Source organism: Streptomyces sp. NPDC102360 (genome assembly GCF_044766085.1).
GTDB lineage: Bacteria > Actinomycetota > Actinomycetes > Streptomycetales > Streptomycetaceae > Streptomyces.
This window is the reverse complement of sequence record NZ_JBIWLG010000013.1, coordinates 203,775-220,264: the sequence shown is the minus strand read 5'-3', so window position 1 is coordinate 220,264 and position 16,490 is coordinate 203,775. Positions and strand designations below refer to the sequence as shown.

The window sequence follows — 16,490 nt, the reverse complement described above, 5'->3', positions numbered from 1 at the left end:
ACGGATGGCCGGTCCAGCCGAGCCTGGCGCCGGTGTTCGCCTGGTTCATCGAGGCTCTGTGCGTCAGGCTCAGTCGGTAGTCGGTCAGCAGCACCTGTCGCCTGCGGCGGCCGCCGGTTCGGCGGTCTCGGCGGCTGCGTCGGCCTTGACCACGTAGAACTCCCAGGGTTCCTGGCCGGGGCCGTGCACCCAGACCTTGTCCTGGAGGGCGTAGCAGCAGGTGGTGTCGTTCTGCTCCGTGGTGGTCAGTCCTGCCTCCGCGAGGCGAGCGGTCGCCGCGTGAACCTGTTCGGTGGATTCGACTTCTACGCCGAGGTGGTCCAGGCGGCTCGTCTGCTCTGCGGTGCCTTCGATCAGGACGAGCTTGAGCGGTGGTTCGGTGATGGCGAAGTTGGCGTAGTCGTCGCGGAGCTTGGCTGGTTCGGTGCCGAACAGCTTGCTGTAGAAGGCGATGGACGCTTGCAGGTCCGGTACGCGGAGCGCGAGTTGGACGCGGGACATGGCGTGCCTCCTGGCGGGTGTGTGGGGTGGGTCCGACGTATGTCAGCAGCCGCCCCTCTTCTTTGTTTCGACGTTTGTCGATGGCTTGCCCGGTCAGCGTCGCACCTGTTTCGGTGGACGTCAATATAGACGTTTGTCGAATTCATGGAGGGGGTTCGCTCTCGCCCTCTTGATTCGACGTGTGTGAACATAGATGGATGTCGAAGACGAAGGTGCTGCCGCTCATCGAGGCCGACGGCCAGAACGCGGCGCCCTGCTGCCCGCCGCTGACGGAGCGGCCGTTCACCTCCGACGAGGCGGAGACGGCGGCCCGAATGTTCAAGGCGCTCGGCGACCCGGTCCGCCTGCGCCTGTTCTCGCTCGTCGCCTCCCACGAGGGCGGGGAGGCCTGTGTCTGCGACATCTCCGACGTCGGTGTCTCCCAGCCGACCGTCTCCCACCACCTGAAGAAGCTCAAGGACGCCGGACTGCTCGCCTCCGAGCGGCGGGGGACGTGGGTGTACTACCGGGTCGAGCCGTCGGTGCTGGCGGGCATGGGGCAGTTGCTGGCGCTGCGCCCCGCCGGTTGAACGCTTATACCGGTGCGGTGGGTGTGAACCTCTTGCGCCAGGCCAGGGCCACGTAGACGAGTCCGATGAGGACGGGCACCTCGATCAGCGGGCCGACGACACCCGCCAGTGCCTGGCCGCTGGTGACGCCGAAGGTGGCGATGGCGACCGCGATGGCCAGCTCGAAGTTGTTGCCCGCGGCCGTGAAGGCGAGTGTCGCCGTGCGGTCGTAGGGCATCCCGAGTGCCTTGCCCAGGAGGAAGCTCCCGAAGAACATCACCGCGAAGTAGACCAGGAGCGGCAGCGCGATCCGGACGACGTCGACCGGCTCCGAGGTGATCGCGTCGCCCTGCAGGGCGAAGAGGATGACGATCGTGAAGAGCAGGCCGTACAGCGCCCAAGGTCCGATCCTGGGAAGGAAGTTGGACTCGTAGCGGTCTCGGCCAAGCCTCCTCTCGCCGATACGGCGGGTCAGGAATCCGGCGACCAGTGGGATGCCCAGGAACACGATCACGTTCAGCGCGATGTGCCACACGGACACGTCCAGGCCCTGGCCGTCGCCCAGGCCGAGCCACTGCGGCAGCAGGTCGAGGTAGAACCAGCCGAGGAGGCTGAACGCGACGACCTGGAAGACGGAGTTGAGGGCGACCAGCACGGCGGCGGCCTCGCGGTCGCCGCACGCCAGGTCGTTCCAGATGATGACCATCGCGATGCAGCGGGCGAGCCCGACGACGATGAGGCCGGTGCGGTACTCGGGCAGGTCCGGCAGGAAGATCCATGCGAGGGCGAACATCACCGCCGGGCCGACGATCCAGTTGATGACCAGCGACGACACCATCAGCTTCTTGTCGCCGGTGACCGTGTCCAGCTTGTCGTAGCGGACCTTGGCGAGGACCGGATACATCATCACGAGCAGGCCGATGGCGATCGGCAGCGAGATGCCGCCGATCTCGACCTTGGCGAGGGCGTCGTTCATGCCGGGGATCAGGCGGCCGAGCCCGAGGCCGACCGCCATGGCCAGCAGGATCCACACGGCGAGAAAGCGGTCAAGCGTGGAGAGCTTGGCGACGATCGAGGCGTCGGCGGTCCCCGCCTGCGCGGGAGTCCTGCTGCCGGGGTCCGTCGTCGTCATCAGCAGGCTCGCTTGCGGTCGGTGTCGATGGTGGTGCGGGCGGTCTCGGCCAGCTCGGTGAACTGGCCGGCCAGAGCGGTGATGACGTCCGGCCTGAGCCGGTAGTACGTGAACCGGCCGCAGGGCTCCGTGTCCACGACACCCGCCTCGCGCAGGACCTTGAGGTGGTTGGAGAGGTTGGTCTGCCTGGCCCCGGTCTCCTCGACCAGGTGTGTCGTGCACAAGGTCTCGTGGGCGAGCAGATTCACGATTTTGAGCCTGAGCGGGTCGGCGAGGACTCGGATCAGGTCAGTGTCGACTGACGTCATCATGGGCTGATAGTGTCACATCACTCTGTACTGATACCACTCGGGACTGATGTCGCTGTGACGTGGCGCCGCTCTGGGGCGATGTCGGTCCGGGCTGATCGCTCGAGCGGCCCGCCCCGCCACCCGCAGAGGGTCCGACTCGCCACCCGTAAAGGAAGAGCCATGCCCACCGCCCCCTCCGCTCCGCTCACCTCCGTGCTGTTCGTCTGCGTGCACAACGCGGGCCGCTCGCAGATGGCCGCCGGGTTCCTCGACCACCTGGCGGGGGGCCGCGTCGAGGTCCGCTCCGCCGGCTCGATCCCCGGTGACCAGGTCAACCCGTCCGCCATCGCGGCCATGCGTGAGGTCGGCGTCGACATCGCCGCCGCCGAGCCGAAAGTGCTGACCGCGGAGGCGGTCCAGGCATCCGACTACGTCATCACCATGGGCTGCGGCGACGCCTGCCCGGTCTTCCCCGGTAAGAAGTACCTCGACTGGGCCCTCGAAGACCCGGCCGGCAAGGGCGTCGAGGCCGTCCGGCCCATCCGCGACGAGATCAAGACCCGCGTCGAGGCGCTGATCGCCGAAATCGGCGCGAAGTAACCGTTGCCCTTCGACACCTGGACCACCCTCAACGAGCCCTGGTGCAGCGCCTTCCTCGGCTACGCGTCCGGCGTGCACGCCCCCGGCCGCACCGAGCCGGTCGCCGCCCTGCGCGCCGCCCATCACCTCAACCTGGGACACGGCCTGGCCGTTCAGGCACTGCGCTCGCAACTGCGCCCGGCCGCCGAGGTGTCGGTGACACTCAACGTGCACCATGTGCGCCCGCTGGCCGGCTCTGCCGGGGACACGGACGCCGCCCGGCGCTTCGACGCGCCGGCCAACCGGGTCTTCACCGGGCCGATGCTGCGGGGCGAGTACCCCGAGGACCTGCTGAAGGACCCCGCGTCGCTCACCGCGACGTCAACGACCCGGAACGTATCGCCTACGTCCGCGAGCACCTCGCCGCCGTGCACCGCGCGAGGGCTTCCCCGGTGGAGGCCGTTTCCGTTCGGTACGGGACGCCGTGCGTGACGGGCGGTGTCAGGCGTCGAGACGGTCGGCCATGAGTTCGCCGGTCATGATGGCGGCGAGATTGGTGTTGGCCCTCGGCACGGACGGAAAGATCGAGGCGTCCACGACCCGCAGTCCCCGGACACCCTGCACCCGGCACGCCGGGTCGACGACCGTCCCCGCGGCGCCGGGCGCGCCCATCCGGCAGGTGCTCGTGCCGTGTTGGGCGTCGATGACCGTGGCGAGCAGGTGGTCGTCGAGGGCGCTGTCGTCCGCCAGGGCCGCGAACAGCGGGCCGTTCGCCTCTTCGACCGATCCGCCCAGGACGGCGGCCGTCCCGGCGCTGCCGCTCAACTCGACGAGGGCGCGCACACCTTCCCGCATCGGGGCGAGATCGCGCGCGTCGGAGAGCATGCGCTGGGCGACGTACGGGTGTGCCGAGGGGTCGGTGGAGACGAGGGTGAGTTCACCGCGCGAGTGGGTCCGGTTCAGCCAGACACCGAAGGCACCCGCGTGCGCCTGGGTGTTCGCGGTCGCCATGGCCAGCACGTTCTGGTTGAGCGAGACGAACATGAGGTCGTCGGTGTGCGTACCCGAACCGCTGGACCAGCGCACGCAGACGTTGGTGTGCCGGTCGTGCGGTGACGTGATGACTGCTTCGGCCCGCAACGGCAGCGAGAGCACCGTCATCGCGTGGTCCTGCATGCCGACACCGACCGGAAGGTCCTGGCGCACCTCGATCCCCAGCGCCCGCAGCTGTTCGGCGGGTCCGATGCCCGAGCGCAGCAGGATCGCGGGGGAGTGGATGACTCCCGCGCTGAGGATCACCTCGTCCGCGTACTCGGTGACGACGGATCCGTCGATCACCGCGCGCACACCGACCGCGCGGTCGTTCTCGAAGAGGACGGTGTCCACCAGCGCGTCGCCGCGGATGGTGAGGCCGGGCAGTTCGCGTGCGGGTTCGAGATAGGCGTCGTTGACGCTGACGCGGCGGCCGTCGCGGGAGTTGATCGGGTACGGCGAAAGGCCGGTGGCGCCGGGGGAGTTGACGTCGGGGGCCCAGCCGAACCCCGCCGCGAGCGCCGAGTCGGCCAGGGCCCGGTCGACGCTTCCCCAGGCGTCCTTCGGGGTCCGGTGGATCGGGGTCGGCCCGCCGCGCCCGTGGTAGGTCTCGTCGCCGAACTCCTCGTCGTCCTCCAGCTTCGCGAAGTACGGCAGCACGTCATCGGGCGCCCAGCCGGTACAGCCGAGGCGGGCCCACTCCTCGAAGTCCGCCATCGGGGGGCGGATCGCGATCTGGCCGTTGACGGACGAACTGCCGCCCACCCCGCGGCCGCGCCAGTACGGGACCTGCGGCTGCTTCTCGGTGCGCGAGGAGTTCAGGCCGGTCCATACGAGATGTTCCGCGGCCGCGGGATCCATGAGGGCCACCACGGGGTTGGGGGAGCGCCACGCCTCCGGCATCTGCGCCGACCGGTAGTCGGGACCCGCCTCCAGCAGGAGGACCCGCCGGCCGCGAGCGGCGGCGCGGACGGCGAGCGCCGCACCCGCGGAGCCCGCACCGACGACGATCAGGTCGCGAACGTGCTGTGCCATCGCTCCTCCTTGATGCGGGAGTGTCACGCACCGGAGACTCCTGTGCGGATGCTGGTAATCTGACGCACCAGGAAAGTTCAGTCAAGAATGAATTTTCAGTTTTTTCCGTACGGGGAGGATCGGTGTCGCCAGCCATGGATGACGGGCCGCTGGTCGAGGACTTCGGCCGGCGGATCGGGCGGGCGATGGGATGGCCGCCGATCGCCGGGCGGCTGGCGGGCGTTCTGATGCTCAGCCCCGACCCCATGACGCTGTCGGAACTCCAGGTGAGGCTCGGGGCCAGTAAGGGTTCGACGTCGGAGATGACCCGCCTGCTCATCGCGAACGGCACGGTCGAACGGGTCAAGGTGCCCGGCGTGCGCCAGGCCGGTTACGTCTGGCGCGACGACGCGTGGAGTGGCTGCCTCCAGCACCAGCTCACGCAGACCGAGCAGTTGCTCGAACTTGCCCGGACCGCGCTGGAGCAGGGAGTCGACATGCCGGAGGCGCAGCAGGCGCGGCTGCGCGACATGTACACGTACTACGACTTCATGGTGCGGCAGTTGCGGTGTCTGCTCGACGAGTACCGGCAGCTGGCTCGGGGCTGATCCCCGCCACCGCAAGCCTGAGCAGTGTGTCGGCGCGAGCCGCCGGCTCGGGGTGGTGCTCCGTTGCGAGGGCGAGGCCGACGGCAACGGTGATCAGGTCCTCGACCGTGACCGCCGGTGCCACCGCGCCCTCCCGTGCGGCGCTCCGCAGGAGCGGCTCTCCTGCCTCGATCAGCGCCGCCGCGCAGGAGTTGCCCCCCACCGGGTCGTGCCCCTCGTCGTACGAGAGGGCTGCCGCAAGTCCGCGTGCGGTGACGCAGTAGGCGACCACCTCGCCCAGCCACTCCAGCAGTGCCTGCCTGCCCTCGCCCTTCCGGCGGGCGCCCTTCTCGTCCTCGCCGCTTCGGCCGTCGAGTTCTCGTGCCCGTGCGCTCAGTGCCTCGATCCGCTGTCGCGAGACGGCCTCCAGTAGCGCCCGCCGGGTCGGAAAGTGTCTGCGCACGGTCGCCGAGCCGACCCCGGCCACGCGTGCGATCTGCTCCAGCGAGGCTTCCGCACCCCGTGCGGCGACCTCCTCCTCGGCGACGGCGAGGATCCGCTCGTAGTTGCGCCGGGCGTCGGCGCGCTGCCGCTCGACCATGTGATCAGCTCCAGGATTGCTAAGTGGCGGGGCCCGCCATATCGTATCCGAATATAAATGGCGGGCCCCGCCATTTACCGTGGTCGACGCCTGCCCGCGGTCGGCCGTACGTCCTTACGCCGAAGGAGTCCTCGCATGCCCACCCCGCCCAGCACCCCGTCACTCACACCCGCCCCCGTGCTCGTCACCGGCGCCACCGGCCGGCAGGGCGGCGCCACCGCCCGTGCGCTGCTCGCCGCCGGTGTTCCCGTACGCGCACTGGTCCGGGATCCCGCCACCGATCGGGCCCGCGCCGTCGCCGCGCTCGGGGCCCGGCTCGTCACCGGGGATCTCCTGGACCGCGCCTCCGTGACGCACGCGGCCGAGGGCGCCCGCGCCGTCTTCTCGGTCCAGATGCCCCTCTTCACCGCCGAGGGTGTCGACTTCGACAACGAGCTGACCCAGGCCGCCAACCTCGTCGAAGGCTCCCGGGCGGCCGGGGTGGAGCAGTTCGTGCACACCTCCGTCACCGGCGCCGGTCAGCACACCGAGGTCCCCGGCTGGGCCGAGGGCCACTGGGACTTCATGGCTCCGACGTTCGACACCAAGGCCGCCATCCAGGACCTGGTCCGCAAGGCCGGCTTCCCGCGCTGGACCCTCCTCAAGCCGGGCTTCTTCATGGAGAACCTGCTCCCGTCCATGGCCTACCTCTTCCCGCACGGCATCGACGGCGGCCTGATCACTCTCATCAAGCCCGATACCCGGCTCTCCCTCACCGCGGTCACCGACATCGGCACCGCGGCCGCCGCCGCCCTCGCGGACCCGGACCGTTTCCACGAGGTGGAGCTCGAACTGGCCAGTGAATACCGGTCGATGGCGGAGGTCGCCGAGATCCTCAGCCGCGTCCTCGACCGGCCGATCACCGCGCCGGACCTGACCCTGGAGCAGGCCCTCGCCGCCGGAATGCCGCCCATGGGAGCCTCCGGTGCCTTCATGAACGCCGCGGGCCAGCCGGGCCGCCCGGAGTTCGCGCGTGCGCTGGGCCTGCCACTGACGCGCTTCGAGGACTGGGCGCGGGAGAACCTGCGTTAGGGGCCAGTGGGTGAGCGGTCCCATGGGGGCCGGCCGGGTGGCCCGCCTGCCGAGGACGTGGGTACGGAGAGTGTGCCGGCCGCGTTCGGGGCATTGCGGGGGAGTGACGAACTGCCGGGTCCACACCTTCGACGACGCCCTCCTCGACATCCGCTTGCCCGGGGACGGCATCACCGCCGTCGCCGAGCTCACCCGGCACTCGCCCCGCACCCGCGCGGTGGTGCGACGCGGCAGCGGGCCGGATCGCGGACCTGACACCGGCCGAACGGGACAGGACCTCGGGCAGCCCGCTACCTTTTGAGCAGCGCCCGGGGAGCCGTCTCCGGCAGGGCCATCAGACACACCAGGGACAGCACGCAGGTTCCGGCGAGGTAGTAGCCGACGTTGACCGCGTCCCCGGTCGCGGCGATGATCCGGTTCGCGATCAGCGGGGAGATGCCGCCGCCGAGAACGGCGCCGAGGTGGAAGGCGATGCCCATCCCGGACTGCCGCTGGTCACGGGGGAAGAGCTCGGTGAAGAAGGTGTACATCGGGCCGAAGAGCAGCCCGGTCGTCGCGAAGCCGAGCATCAGCGCGACGGTGAGGGCGCCGACGGTGCCCGCGCCGGCGATCGGGAAGATGACCAGCGCCGCGACCAGCGACGAGAGCGCCCCGGCGAACATGACCGGTCGCCGGCCGAACCGGTCCGAGGCCCACGCCCCGAGGACGTTGCTGGCCGCGTGCACCAGCAGGCCCAGCGTGCTGGCGTTGACCACCGCCTGCCGGGGCAGCCCGAGACCGTCCGGCGCGGCCGACGTCGCGTAGGACATCATGAAGGTGACCAGCGCGAACGTGCAGGAGTTCAGGCCGATGTTGACACCAGCGGCCAGCAGCACCCGGCGCCAGTTGGAGCGGAACACGTCGGCCACCGGGCGCCGGTCCTTGAGTGTCTCGCCCTCCTCGCGCACCATCTGCTGGAAGACCGGGCTCTCCGCCACGCCCCGGCGGATCCACACGCCGATGACGATGGCCACACCACCGGCGAGGAAGGGCAGTCGCCAGCCCCAGGACTCGATGCTGGAGTCCGGCAGGAAGAGCACGGCGGCGAACGCCAGGTTGGCGATGATCGTCCCGAACGGCGAGCCGAGGGCGACGAACACCCCGTACCTGGCCCGTTTGTCATCAGGGGCGTGCTCGATGGCAAGCGCGGCCGCGCCGCCGGTCTCACCACCACGGAACAGGCCGTGCCCCATCCGCAGCACGACCAGGAGCAGTGGCGCCGCGACACCGATCTGGGCGTAGGTCGGCAGCACACCCATCAGGACGGTCGCCGCGCCCATGCCGATGAACGTGAGCAGCAGCGCGAAGCGCCGGCCGTACCGGTCTCCGACCCAGCCGAACCCGGCGGCGCCGAGCGGCGCCATCAGGAAGCCGATGGCGAAGGTCGCGAGACCGAGGAAGGTGCCGAACCAGGCGTCGTCGGTCTTGAAGAAGGTGTCGGTGAGGACCAGCGTGGTCGCCGTCCCGTAGATGGCGAAGTCGTAGAACTCCAGGGACGTGCCCAGCCCACTGGCGATGGCGATGCGGACGATGCCGCTGCGGGGCGGCGGTGGCGAACCCGTGGTGGCCGCCGCCGATATCTGCTCGGTCATGTGTGAACCTCTGGGCCTGTCAGGGGAGTTGGGGCACGTACTCGGAGGGCGGTGTGCCGCCGGTCGGCGGTCAGTACAGTTCGATACGCAATCGCTCGGAGCGTGCCCGTGACACACAGAGGGCGATCTCCGTGCCCGCCGCGTGCTCGGCCGCGGACAGGCAGTGGTCGCGGTGGTCGGCGGTGCCCTCCAGCAGACCGGAGACGCACGAGCCGCAGATGCCCTCCTCGCAGGACTTGCCGACCGGGATGCCCGCTTCCTCCAGCACGGACAGGATCGTGCGGTCCGCCGGGACCTCGAACTCCTCACCGGTGTCGAGCTCCACGGTGAACGGTGTGTCGTCCGAGGTGTCGACCGGCTCCGCCGAGAAGTGCTCGACATGGACCTGCGCCTCGCCCACGACCGGCGCGAAGACCGCGGTGACCTGGTCCATGAAGCCGACCGGCCCGCAGGTGTAGACATGACTGGCGGCGCTCAACGTGGCCGCCGAGGGCCGAAGGATACCGGGCTGCTCCTCCCGTGGCCGGCCGATGTGGAGGGTGACCCGGTCGCGGAACTCGGCGCGGCGCTCCAGCAGGTCGCCGAAGGCGAGCTCGGCGCGCGAGCGTACGAAGTAGTGCAGCGCGAAGTCGGCGCCGCGGCGGTGGAGTTCGTAGGCCATGCTCAGCAGCGGAGTGACGCCGATGCCCCCGGCGACCAGCAGGTGCCGGTCGGCGCCCTCGGCGATGCCCAGCAGGTTCCGCGGCGGGCCGATCGTCAACTCGTCGCCGACCGCCGCCCGGTGGAGCGCGGCCGAGCCGCCCCTGGACTCGTCCTCCCGCTTCACGGCGATGAGGACGGACGAGCGGTCGGCCGGGTCCCCCGCCAGCGAGTACTGGCGCAGGACCCCGGTCGGGCCGGTCACATCGATGTGCGCGCCCGCGGCGAAGGGCCCGAACGCGGCGCCGTCGGCCCTGCGCAGCCGCAGGGAGCGGACCGCCGCGCTCTCCTCCACGATCTCGGACACCTGGACGGCGACGCTCACAGCAGGAACCCCGCGGCGGGCACGGCGTCCTCGGAGTCCACCAGCCGGATCACCTTGCGCACGATCCGGTCCCCGGAGCGGTCCGTGCCGAACCGGACCGTGAACTCGACGTCCCCGGCCCACAGTTGGTGGCTGCCCCGCTTATAGGCGACCACGACCTGGGCCGCGCGCAGCGACACCGATTCGTCGGTGGTCTCCACGGCCACGAAGCGTGACACGGTGCGTGCGGTCCTGGCCGAGTCGACCGCCGCGATGGCGTAGCCCTCGGTGAGGCGTGCCACGCGCATGGCCCGCATCCGGGCGTCGTCGTAGACCATGTTCAGCTGGTCGTCGAAGTCCTCGGTGGTGGCATCGAGCGGGATCACGTAGATGCCGTCTTCGGCGTACAGCTCGTTCCAGGCCCGGTACTCCTTGCGGTCGAGCAAGTCGGCCTCGTGCCAAGCGAGTTCGATGGCCCGCACGACGCGCGGGTCGGAGAGGGTGGCCGTGGGGGCGCTGGGGATCGTGGCGGTGTCAGCCATTGCTCATCATCTTCTTCCACATCCGGTACGCGGCCCGCATACCGGTCTCGTCGGTGCTGTGCGAGGTGGCCCAGCCCTCGGGCGCCTCGGTCTCACGCTTCAGGCCGCGGTTCACCATGATCGGCATCTCCGGGCAGGCCCGGGCGCCGCGCTGGACGCGGTCCCAGCCCTCGGAGTCGTCGGGGGTGCCGAAACCGAAGGGGCCCTGGAAGTGCTCGTGGATGCGCAGACGTTCGCGGCGGATCGGTCCCGCGATCTCGTCGGGGGCGTCGATGCCGAGCGCGACGTGCTCGATGATCGTCTCGTCGACGCTCACCGGGCGCAGCACCCGGAAGAACGCCGAGGACAGGCCGACGTTGGGGAACAGGTTCAGGTTCGAACCGGTGCCGTGCATCGCGCGGACCAGCTTGCGGATCCGCGCCTCGTCGGCCCCGCCCTGCTCCAACTCGGCGACCAGACCGTCGAATCGGGGTTGCAGGGGCTCGCTGCCGTCGTCCGCGTCGAGATCCATGTGAGCCGGCACCATGTGCATCACGCTGTGCCCGTTGCCGAGGGCCTGGCAGGTGGAGGCCGGGTCGGTCATGAAGCTCAGCATGTCGGCCGTCTCCCCGTCCACCGAGCTCATCCAGGAGCGGTGCACGATCGGGAAGTGATAGCCGTCGGTGGTGTTCTCCAGCTGGATCTTCCAGTTGCCCCGGAACCTGAAGCGGTGCGTGCCGAGCACCTTCAGCGGAAAACCGCCGCCCTGCTTCATGAACCGGTCGGCCCACTGCCGCACATCGCCGAGGAACTCCTCCAGCGGCTCGGCGTCCTGGTCGAAGGTGGCGAAGATCAGCCCCTGGTAGCTCTCGGTGCGCAGCTTGTGCAGGCCCATCTCGTCCTTGCTCATCACCCCCTCGTAGCCGTCGGGGTAGGGGATGCCGCGCAGCCGCCCGTCCAGGCCGTACGACCAGGCGTGGTAGGGGCAGGTGAAGCCGTTGGCCTCGCCGCGCGGCTTCTCGCACAGGCTGGCGCCGCGGTGCCGGCAGCGGTTGACCAGAGTGTGAATGGCGCCCTTGCGGTCCCGCGTGACGATCACCGAATTGCGGCCCACGTAGGTGGACTTGAAGCTGCCCGGCTTGGGCAGCTCGCTCTCGTGCGCCACCCAGATCCAGGTCTTCTCGAAGATCTCGGTCATCTCGCGTTCGAAGATCTCCGGGTCGGTGTAGACCCGCGCGGCGACGCGGTCCTCCTGGACGAGATCGGCGGGCTCCAGCTGATGGATGTTCGCCGCGGTGAACTCGATGGTCATGCTGTCTTCTCCTCGGTGTTGCCGCTCCTGGGGCGGTCCCGGTCACCACGGGGGTTCTCGGGGCCCAGGAAGCCGGGGGCGGTCGGGTCCAGGCCGAGCAGGACGGCCCCGGCGTCGTCGTAGATGTGCTGGCTGAGTGAGGCGTGCAGTTGGGGAACCTGGGCGTCGAGGCGGATCCGGTTCAGCGGATGGGAGTTCTGGATGATCGCCGCCCCTGACACCTTGGACAGGTCGTGGACGACCTGGGCGGCGGTGTCGGCGATGTGGACGGCGCTGAGACGGATCCGCGCGACCTGCTCCGCGCTCGCCGCTTCCCCGCCGTCGACCGTCTCCCACACCTCCTCCGCGACGTCCAGGAAGTAGCTGCGCGCCGACTGAAGCGCCACGTACTGCCGCGCGAACTCCGTTCGGTAGTAGGCCCGTTCGCCGACCGGCGGCGCGCCCGTGATGCCCCGGTAGGAGCCGGAGCGCCGCGCGTGGTCGAGGGCGCCCAGGGCCACGCCGAGCCCGATCGCCGCATGGCACTGCGCCTGGTACGCCAGCAGGGGGTAGCGGAAGAGGGGCTCGTCGATCTGTGCGGCGCCGCCGCGGATGTACGTCCACTCCAGCGGGATCTCGACGTCCTGGAGCACCGTGTCGAAAGACCCCGAGGCGCGCATCCCGCTGACGTCCCAGTCCTGGACGATGGTGACCTGATCGGCGGGGAGCAGGGCCGCACGGGGCTGCCCGTCCGCCGACTCGTCCAACAGGCCTACGTTGATGTAGTCGGCGGCCATGCAGCCGCTGGCGAACTTCCACCGGCCGCTCACCCGGAAGCCGTTCGCGGTCCGCTCGGCCCTCTGCATCGGGAACAGGCCACCGGCCACGACGACATCGGGTCCTTCGCGGTAGATCTCCTTCTGCGTCTCCACGGGGAGCGCGCCGAGGTAGGTGTTGGCGGACGCGAAGCCCACCACCCAGGCGGTGGACCCGTCGACACGGCCCACCTCCTCGACGAGCCTGAGGAAACGGTGGGGCGGCAGCACGCTTCCCCCGAACCGGATCGGGGTGGCGTGCCGGTAGACACCGAACGGCATGAGCTTCTCGATGAAGTCCCGGGGGACGTACCCCTGGGCGTTGAACTCCGCCCGTCGTTCGGTGAGCTCCGCAAGCACCGCTTGCCACTTCGTGCCCGCTGTCGGCTCGGGGGTGTCACCCATGTCGGCTCCTTCCGGCTCGCGTTCGAGGCCCAACGGGATGCTCAGCCATCGGGTGTGCCGATGCGACGGGTCGGACCGGTCAGTGGACCGATGCGGCGGAACCGGGAGGGCGATGTGGTCGGATCCTGTGGCGGAACGGACCCGCCGCCACAGGCACGACCCCAAAGGAGGAGTGGCCGAGCATGGAAGAGCAAGAGCCGGATGACCGCGCCCCGCGGATGACCCTCACCTGCTACAACGACAACCACGGCTACGGGTGGAAGCACGTCGACCTGTTCGTCCGCGACGCGGCGGGGCGTGAACTCGGCTGGGTGCACTGGGGCGTTCCCCAGGACGGCCCGGACGCGGCGGACGAGGAGACCGCCCGGGTCGAACCCGCCCTGCGGCGCACCTCCGACTGGCGCCACGGTGTGAGCGCGGGCGGCATGGACTTCTGGGAGGCCGACGCGCAGTGGGGGACCGACACACCGACCGACGTACAGCGGGGGACCAAGTGAGCGACACCGTCCGGCAGCCCTGGTCCCTGAGCGGACTCGTCGCCGACCTGAGGTCGGGGCGGACCACGCCCGCGGCGGCCCTGCGGCGCAGCCGCGACCGCATCGCACGGACCGAGGAGCAGGTACGCGCCTGGGTGGCCTTCGAGGACACCCCCGCGGCCGTGTCCGGCGGCCCTCTGGGCGGCGTCCCGATGGGCGTCAAGGACATCATCGACCTCGCCGGGCTGCCCACCCGGTGCGGCTCGGTGCTGCGTGCCGACGCGGGCCCCGCCGAGCGGGACGCCCCCGTCGTGGAGGCATGGCGGGCGGCCGGTGCGATCCCGGTGGGCAAGACCGTGACCACGGAGTTCGCCTTCTTCGCGCCCGGACCGACCCGCAACCCCGCCAACCTGGGGCACACACCCGGCGGTTCCTCCAGCGGTTCGGCGGCGGCGGTCGCCGCCGGGCAGGTCCCGCTGGCCATCGGTTCCCAGACCGCGGGATCGGTGACCCGGCCGGCCGCGTACTGCGGGGTCGCCTCGCTCGTCCTGCGCCACGGGCACCTGTCCACCGAGGGCGTAGCAGGCCTCAGCCCCAGCCTCGACGCACACGGCGTGTACGCGGCCACCGCCGCCGACGTCTCCCTCGCGTGGGCCGCTCTGACCGGCCGGCCGGACCCGGCCCGCGCCGAGCACGGCACCCCGCGGCTCGCGCTCTGGAACGCCGCCCCCTTGGGAGTAGTGTCCGACGAGATGGGGGCGGCGCTCGCCTCCACAGAGGCCCGGCTCACCGACCGCGGCGCGAAGATCGACGCCTTCCCGCTGGAGACGCTGATCGCCGAAGTGACCGCGGCGCACCCGGTGGTGATGGCCTACGAGGCCGCGCGCGAACGCTCCGCCGAACTGGAGCAGGCCGACCGCCTCAGTGCGCCCCTCGCCGGGCTGCTGCGCACCGGCGCCGACACGACGGACGCGGACTACCGCGCCGCGCGCCACCTGGTCTCCGCCGCACGCGCCGAACTCGCCGCGCTCCTCACCCGGTTCGACGCGGTGCTCGGCCCGGCCGCGCCCGGCGCGGCTCCGCAGGGGCTCGACGCCACCGGCGATCCCGTACTCAGCCGCTCCTGGCAGGCCCTCGGACTGGCAGCGGTCGCCGTGCCGGGGCTGCGCGACGCGGCAGGGCTGCCGCTCGGGCTCCAGGTGATCGCGGAATCCGAGTCGGCAGCCCTGCGTGCCGCGGTGTGGGTGGAGCGGCGCCTCAACGGGTGAGAAGGCTTCAGGTGAGAGGGCTTCAGGCGCCGGCGGCGTGCTCGTTGGTGTGGTTCGTGCCAGGCGCCTTGAGCAGCACGGATTGCTTCGGATAGCTACCGGCGAAGAAGTCGGGCAGGTCGGCGATGGCGACGTTCTCGGTCCGGGTCCGGGTGATCCTCCACTCGCCGTCGATCTTGCGGAAGGCGTTGTTGAGCCGGCTGGCGCGGACCAGGGACTTGCCGTCCTCGAAGAGCCAGGGCTGGAAGTGGATCCACTGGCCGTCGGCCTCGTCGCCGTGCACATGGATCTGCTCCGAGGTGAGCCAGTGGGCGTTCAGGAGCAGTTTGGGGTCCTGGTCCTTCGGCCAGAAGCGGCTGAAGTGCGCGCGGATCGCCGCCTTGCCCTCGGCCCGGCCGAACTGGCTGTCGTAGTACTCGCCGACGCCCTCCCAGATGGCGTCGTCGGCGTAGAGGTCGAGGATCAGCTCGATGCGCTGCTCGTCGCTTTCCACCCCGTACTCCGGGCACGGTGTGTCGCACAGGAACATGTAACGGGCCTGGAGGCGGCGGATGTCGGCCTCGCCCTCCAGGACCTCGATGCGCTCGACCAGGGTGGCGATGGTGTCTTGGCTGCTCATGTCGGCAGCCTCCCGGCCGCGCGTCCCGGAGGGAACCGCTCGGTCCGCTGGGCGGATCGATGCCGCTGGGGGTTGCCAAGCTGTTCAAGAAGTTTGAACAATCGTCCCTGTTCATTGGAATCGGCGAGGGGAAGCGGTATGCGCGCGAGCGCCCAGGCAGAACTCGACACCGAGGAGCAGCCCGCCCCGGGAGCCGGGTCCACGGCCCCCGAACCACACATGAGCTCCGTGCTCGGCAAGGCGCATCTGGTGCTGGGAGCCTTCTCCTCCGGCTCGACCTGCCTCGGCCTGAGCGAGCTCAGCCGCCGCTCCGGCGTGCCCAAGGCGACCGTGCACCGGCTCGGAACCGAGCTCGTCCAACTCGGCTACCTCAGCCGCACCCCGGACGGGTACCAGCTCGGCTGGCGCATCTTCGAGCTGGGCCGCCTCGTCCCCGGCCCCGCGCATCTGCGCGCCGTCGCGCGCCCGGCGATGCTGGACCTGCGGGCCGCGACCCAAGCCGTCGTCCACCTGGCCGTGCCGCACGGCACCGACTGCTGCTACCTGGAACGGCTCGGCGGGCGCCGGGAGGCCGCCGTCGTCGCGGCCGTGGGATCGAACGTGTCCCGGGTGCTGACCGTCTCCGGGCGGGTCCTGCTGGCCTACAGCGACGACCAGGAGGACGTGATCGCGGACCTCGAGGCGCAGCGCGCCGAGGGCCTGCCGGCTTCCGACCGGCTCGACCCGGTCGCGCTGCGCGCCGAGCTGGCGCAGATCCGCTCCCGCCGGTGGGCCCAGGAACGGGAGTCGTGCATGCACGGCTACAAGAGCTTCGCCGTCCCGATCACGTACTTCGGGGGCGACCGGGTCATCGGCACGATCTCCGCGACGGTCCCGGCCGACCGCCGCGACGACCAGCAGCTCGTCCACGCGCTGCTGGCTACGGCGGCCGACATCGGCCGCGGGCTGTACCGGCAGGACTCCTCCCGTACGGACCGTGCGGATCGTACGGACGCCCGTCCCGGTGTCGGCATGGCGGGCTGAGAGCGGGCCGGGTGACACGGCCCATCGGTCCGGCCAGCGGACTGACACACTGCTCCGCCCCCTCGGCGCGGGCAGTATGTGCG

Annotated in this window: 18 protein-coding genes and 1 pseudogene; 8 read left to right on the top strand and 11 right to left on the bottom strand. The window is 70.6% G+C overall.

The genetic code is table 11. The features are described from left to right. Positions 1–84 precede the first annotated feature (84 nt). A complete protein-coding gene (locus ACIRHA_RS36380; RefSeq protein ID WP_403854875.1) occupies positions 85–501 on the bottom strand; it encodes an ArsI/CadI family heavy metal resistance metalloenzyme in 417 nt (138 codons plus the stop codon). 197 nt (positions 502–698) lie between these two features. On the opposite strand from ACIRHA_RS36380, the gene ACIRHA_RS36375 reads away from it, so the two are divergent. Continuing rightward, positions 699–1,070, top strand: a complete 372-nt coding sequence (locus ACIRHA_RS36375; RefSeq protein WP_403854872.1) for an ArsR/SmtB family transcription factor — start codon at positions 699–701, stop codon at positions 1,068–1,070. 4 nt (positions 1,071–1,074) lie between these two features. Here the strand turns inward: ACIRHA_RS36375 and arsB are convergent, their stop codons facing one another. After that, on the bottom strand, positions 1,075–2,181 hold the full coding sequence (gene arsB, locus ACIRHA_RS36370) for an ACR3 family arsenite efflux transporter (RefSeq protein ID WP_403854870.1): 1,107 nt from the start codon (positions 2,179–2,181) through the stop codon (positions 1,075–1,077). Beyond that, positions 2,181–2,492 (bottom strand): ArsR/SmtB family transcription factor, encoded by a 312-nt coding sequence (locus tag ACIRHA_RS36365; RefSeq protein WP_403854867.1) that lies wholly within the window; start codon positions 2,490–2,492, stop codon positions 2,181–2,183. The genes arsB and ACIRHA_RS36365 overlap by 1 nt, the downstream gene beginning before the upstream one ends. 159 nt (positions 2,493–2,651) lie before the next feature. Between ACIRHA_RS36365 and ACIRHA_RS36360 the strand changes: the two genes are divergently transcribed. Together ACIRHA_RS36360 and ACIRHA_RS36355 are read left to right on the top strand one after the other, a co-directional pair. Beyond that, complete coding sequence (locus ACIRHA_RS36360; RefSeq protein ID WP_403854864.1) at positions 2,652–3,071, top strand: arsenate reductase ArsC; 420 nt, start codon at positions 2,652–2,654, stop codon at positions 3,069–3,071. Positions 3,072–3,086: 15 nt separating this feature from the next. Beyond that, positions 3,087–3,435: pseudogene (locus ACIRHA_RS36355) on the top strand (family 1 glycosylhydrolase); the annotation flags it as partial. A 116-nt stretch (positions 3,436–3,551) separates the two neighbouring features. On the opposite strand, the gene ACIRHA_RS36350 reads toward ACIRHA_RS36355, so the two are convergent. Further along, positions 3,552–5,117 (bottom strand): GMC family oxidoreductase, encoded by a 1,566-nt coding sequence (locus tag ACIRHA_RS36350; protein WP_403854861.1) that lies wholly within the window; start codon positions 5,115–5,117, stop codon positions 3,552–3,554. 134 nt (positions 5,118–5,251) lie between these two features. Between ACIRHA_RS36350 and ACIRHA_RS36345 the strand changes: the two genes are divergently transcribed. Then, a complete protein-coding gene (locus tag ACIRHA_RS36345; RefSeq protein ID WP_403854858.1) occupies positions 5,252–5,704 on the top strand; it encodes a GbsR/MarR family transcriptional regulator in 453 nt (150 codons plus the stop codon). Here ACIRHA_RS36345 and ACIRHA_RS36340 read toward each other — a convergent pair. Further along, positions 5,646–6,284, bottom strand: coding sequence for a TetR/AcrR family transcriptional regulator (locus tag ACIRHA_RS36340; protein WP_403854855.1), 639 nt, complete (start codon positions 6,282–6,284; stop codon positions 5,646–5,648). The two genes, ACIRHA_RS36345 and ACIRHA_RS36340, sit on opposite strands and share 59 nt — an antisense overlap. Before the next feature lie 135 nt (positions 6,285–6,419). Here ACIRHA_RS36340 and ACIRHA_RS36335 point away from each other — a divergent pair, with 135 nt between their 5' ends. Continuing rightward, positions 6,420–7,355, top strand: a complete 936-nt coding sequence (locus tag ACIRHA_RS36335; RefSeq protein WP_403854853.1) for an NmrA family NAD(P)-binding protein — start codon at positions 6,420–6,422, stop codon at positions 7,353–7,355. Positions 7,356–7,645: 290 nt separating this feature from the next. On the opposite strand, the gene ACIRHA_RS36330 is transcribed toward ACIRHA_RS36335, so the two are convergent. The 5 genes from ACIRHA_RS36330 to ACIRHA_RS36310 all read right to left on the bottom strand — a co-directional run bounded on the left by ACIRHA_RS36330 (position 7,646) and on the right by ACIRHA_RS36310 (position 13,021). Continuing rightward, complete coding sequence (locus ACIRHA_RS36330; RefSeq protein WP_403854850.1) at positions 7,646–8,986, bottom strand: MFS transporter; 1,341 nt, start codon at positions 8,984–8,986, stop codon at positions 7,646–7,648. Between the two features lie 70 nt (positions 8,987–9,056). Then, complete coding sequence (locus ACIRHA_RS36325; RefSeq protein ID WP_403854847.1) at positions 9,057–10,010, bottom strand: PDR/VanB family oxidoreductase; 954 nt, start codon at positions 10,008–10,010, stop codon at positions 9,057–9,059. Beyond that, the gene (locus ACIRHA_RS36320; protein WP_403854844.1) at positions 10,007–10,531 is read right to left on the bottom strand and encodes an aromatic-ring-hydroxylating dioxygenase subunit beta; all 525 of its coding nucleotides are present in this window, start codon (positions 10,529–10,531) and stop codon (positions 10,007–10,009) included. The genes ACIRHA_RS36325 and ACIRHA_RS36320 overlap by 4 nt, the downstream gene beginning before the upstream one ends. Further along, complete coding sequence (locus ACIRHA_RS36315; RefSeq protein ID WP_403854841.1) at positions 10,524–11,822, bottom strand: Rieske 2Fe-2S domain-containing protein; 1,299 nt, start codon at positions 11,820–11,822, stop codon at positions 10,524–10,526. The genes ACIRHA_RS36320 and ACIRHA_RS36315 overlap by 8 nt, the downstream gene beginning before the upstream one ends. Further along, positions 11,819–13,021, bottom strand: coding sequence for an acyl-CoA dehydrogenase family protein (locus tag ACIRHA_RS36310; RefSeq protein ID WP_403854839.1), 1,203 nt, complete (start codon positions 13,019–13,021; stop codon positions 11,819–11,821). Before ACIRHA_RS36310 ends, ACIRHA_RS36315 begins: the two co-directional genes overlap by 4 nt. 182 nt (positions 13,022–13,203) lie before the next feature. Between ACIRHA_RS36310 and ACIRHA_RS36305 the strand changes: the two genes are divergently transcribed. Further along, complete coding sequence (locus ACIRHA_RS36305; protein ID WP_403854836.1) at positions 13,204–13,518, top strand: hypothetical protein; 315 nt, start codon at positions 13,204–13,206, stop codon at positions 13,516–13,518. Further along, positions 13,515–14,765: an amidase gene (locus ACIRHA_RS36300; protein WP_403854833.1), complete on the top strand. Its 1,251-nt coding sequence runs from the start codon at positions 13,515–13,517 to the stop codon at positions 14,763–14,765. The genes ACIRHA_RS36305 and ACIRHA_RS36300 overlap by 4 nt, the downstream gene beginning before the upstream one ends. Before the next feature lie 22 nt (positions 14,766–14,787). Here the strand turns inward: ACIRHA_RS36300 and ACIRHA_RS36295 are convergent, their stop codons facing one another. Further along, positions 14,788–15,384: a nuclear transport factor 2 family protein gene (locus tag ACIRHA_RS36295; RefSeq protein ID WP_403854830.1), complete on the bottom strand. Its 597-nt coding sequence runs from the start codon at positions 15,382–15,384 to the stop codon at positions 14,788–14,790. Positions 15,385–15,522: 138 nt separating this feature from the next. On the opposite strand from ACIRHA_RS36295, the gene ACIRHA_RS36290 reads away from it, so the two are divergent. Then, a complete protein-coding gene (locus ACIRHA_RS36290; RefSeq protein ID WP_403854827.1) occupies positions 15,523–16,407 on the top strand; it encodes an IclR family transcriptional regulator in 885 nt (294 codons plus the stop codon). Positions 16,408–16,490: the final 83 nt, after the last annotated feature.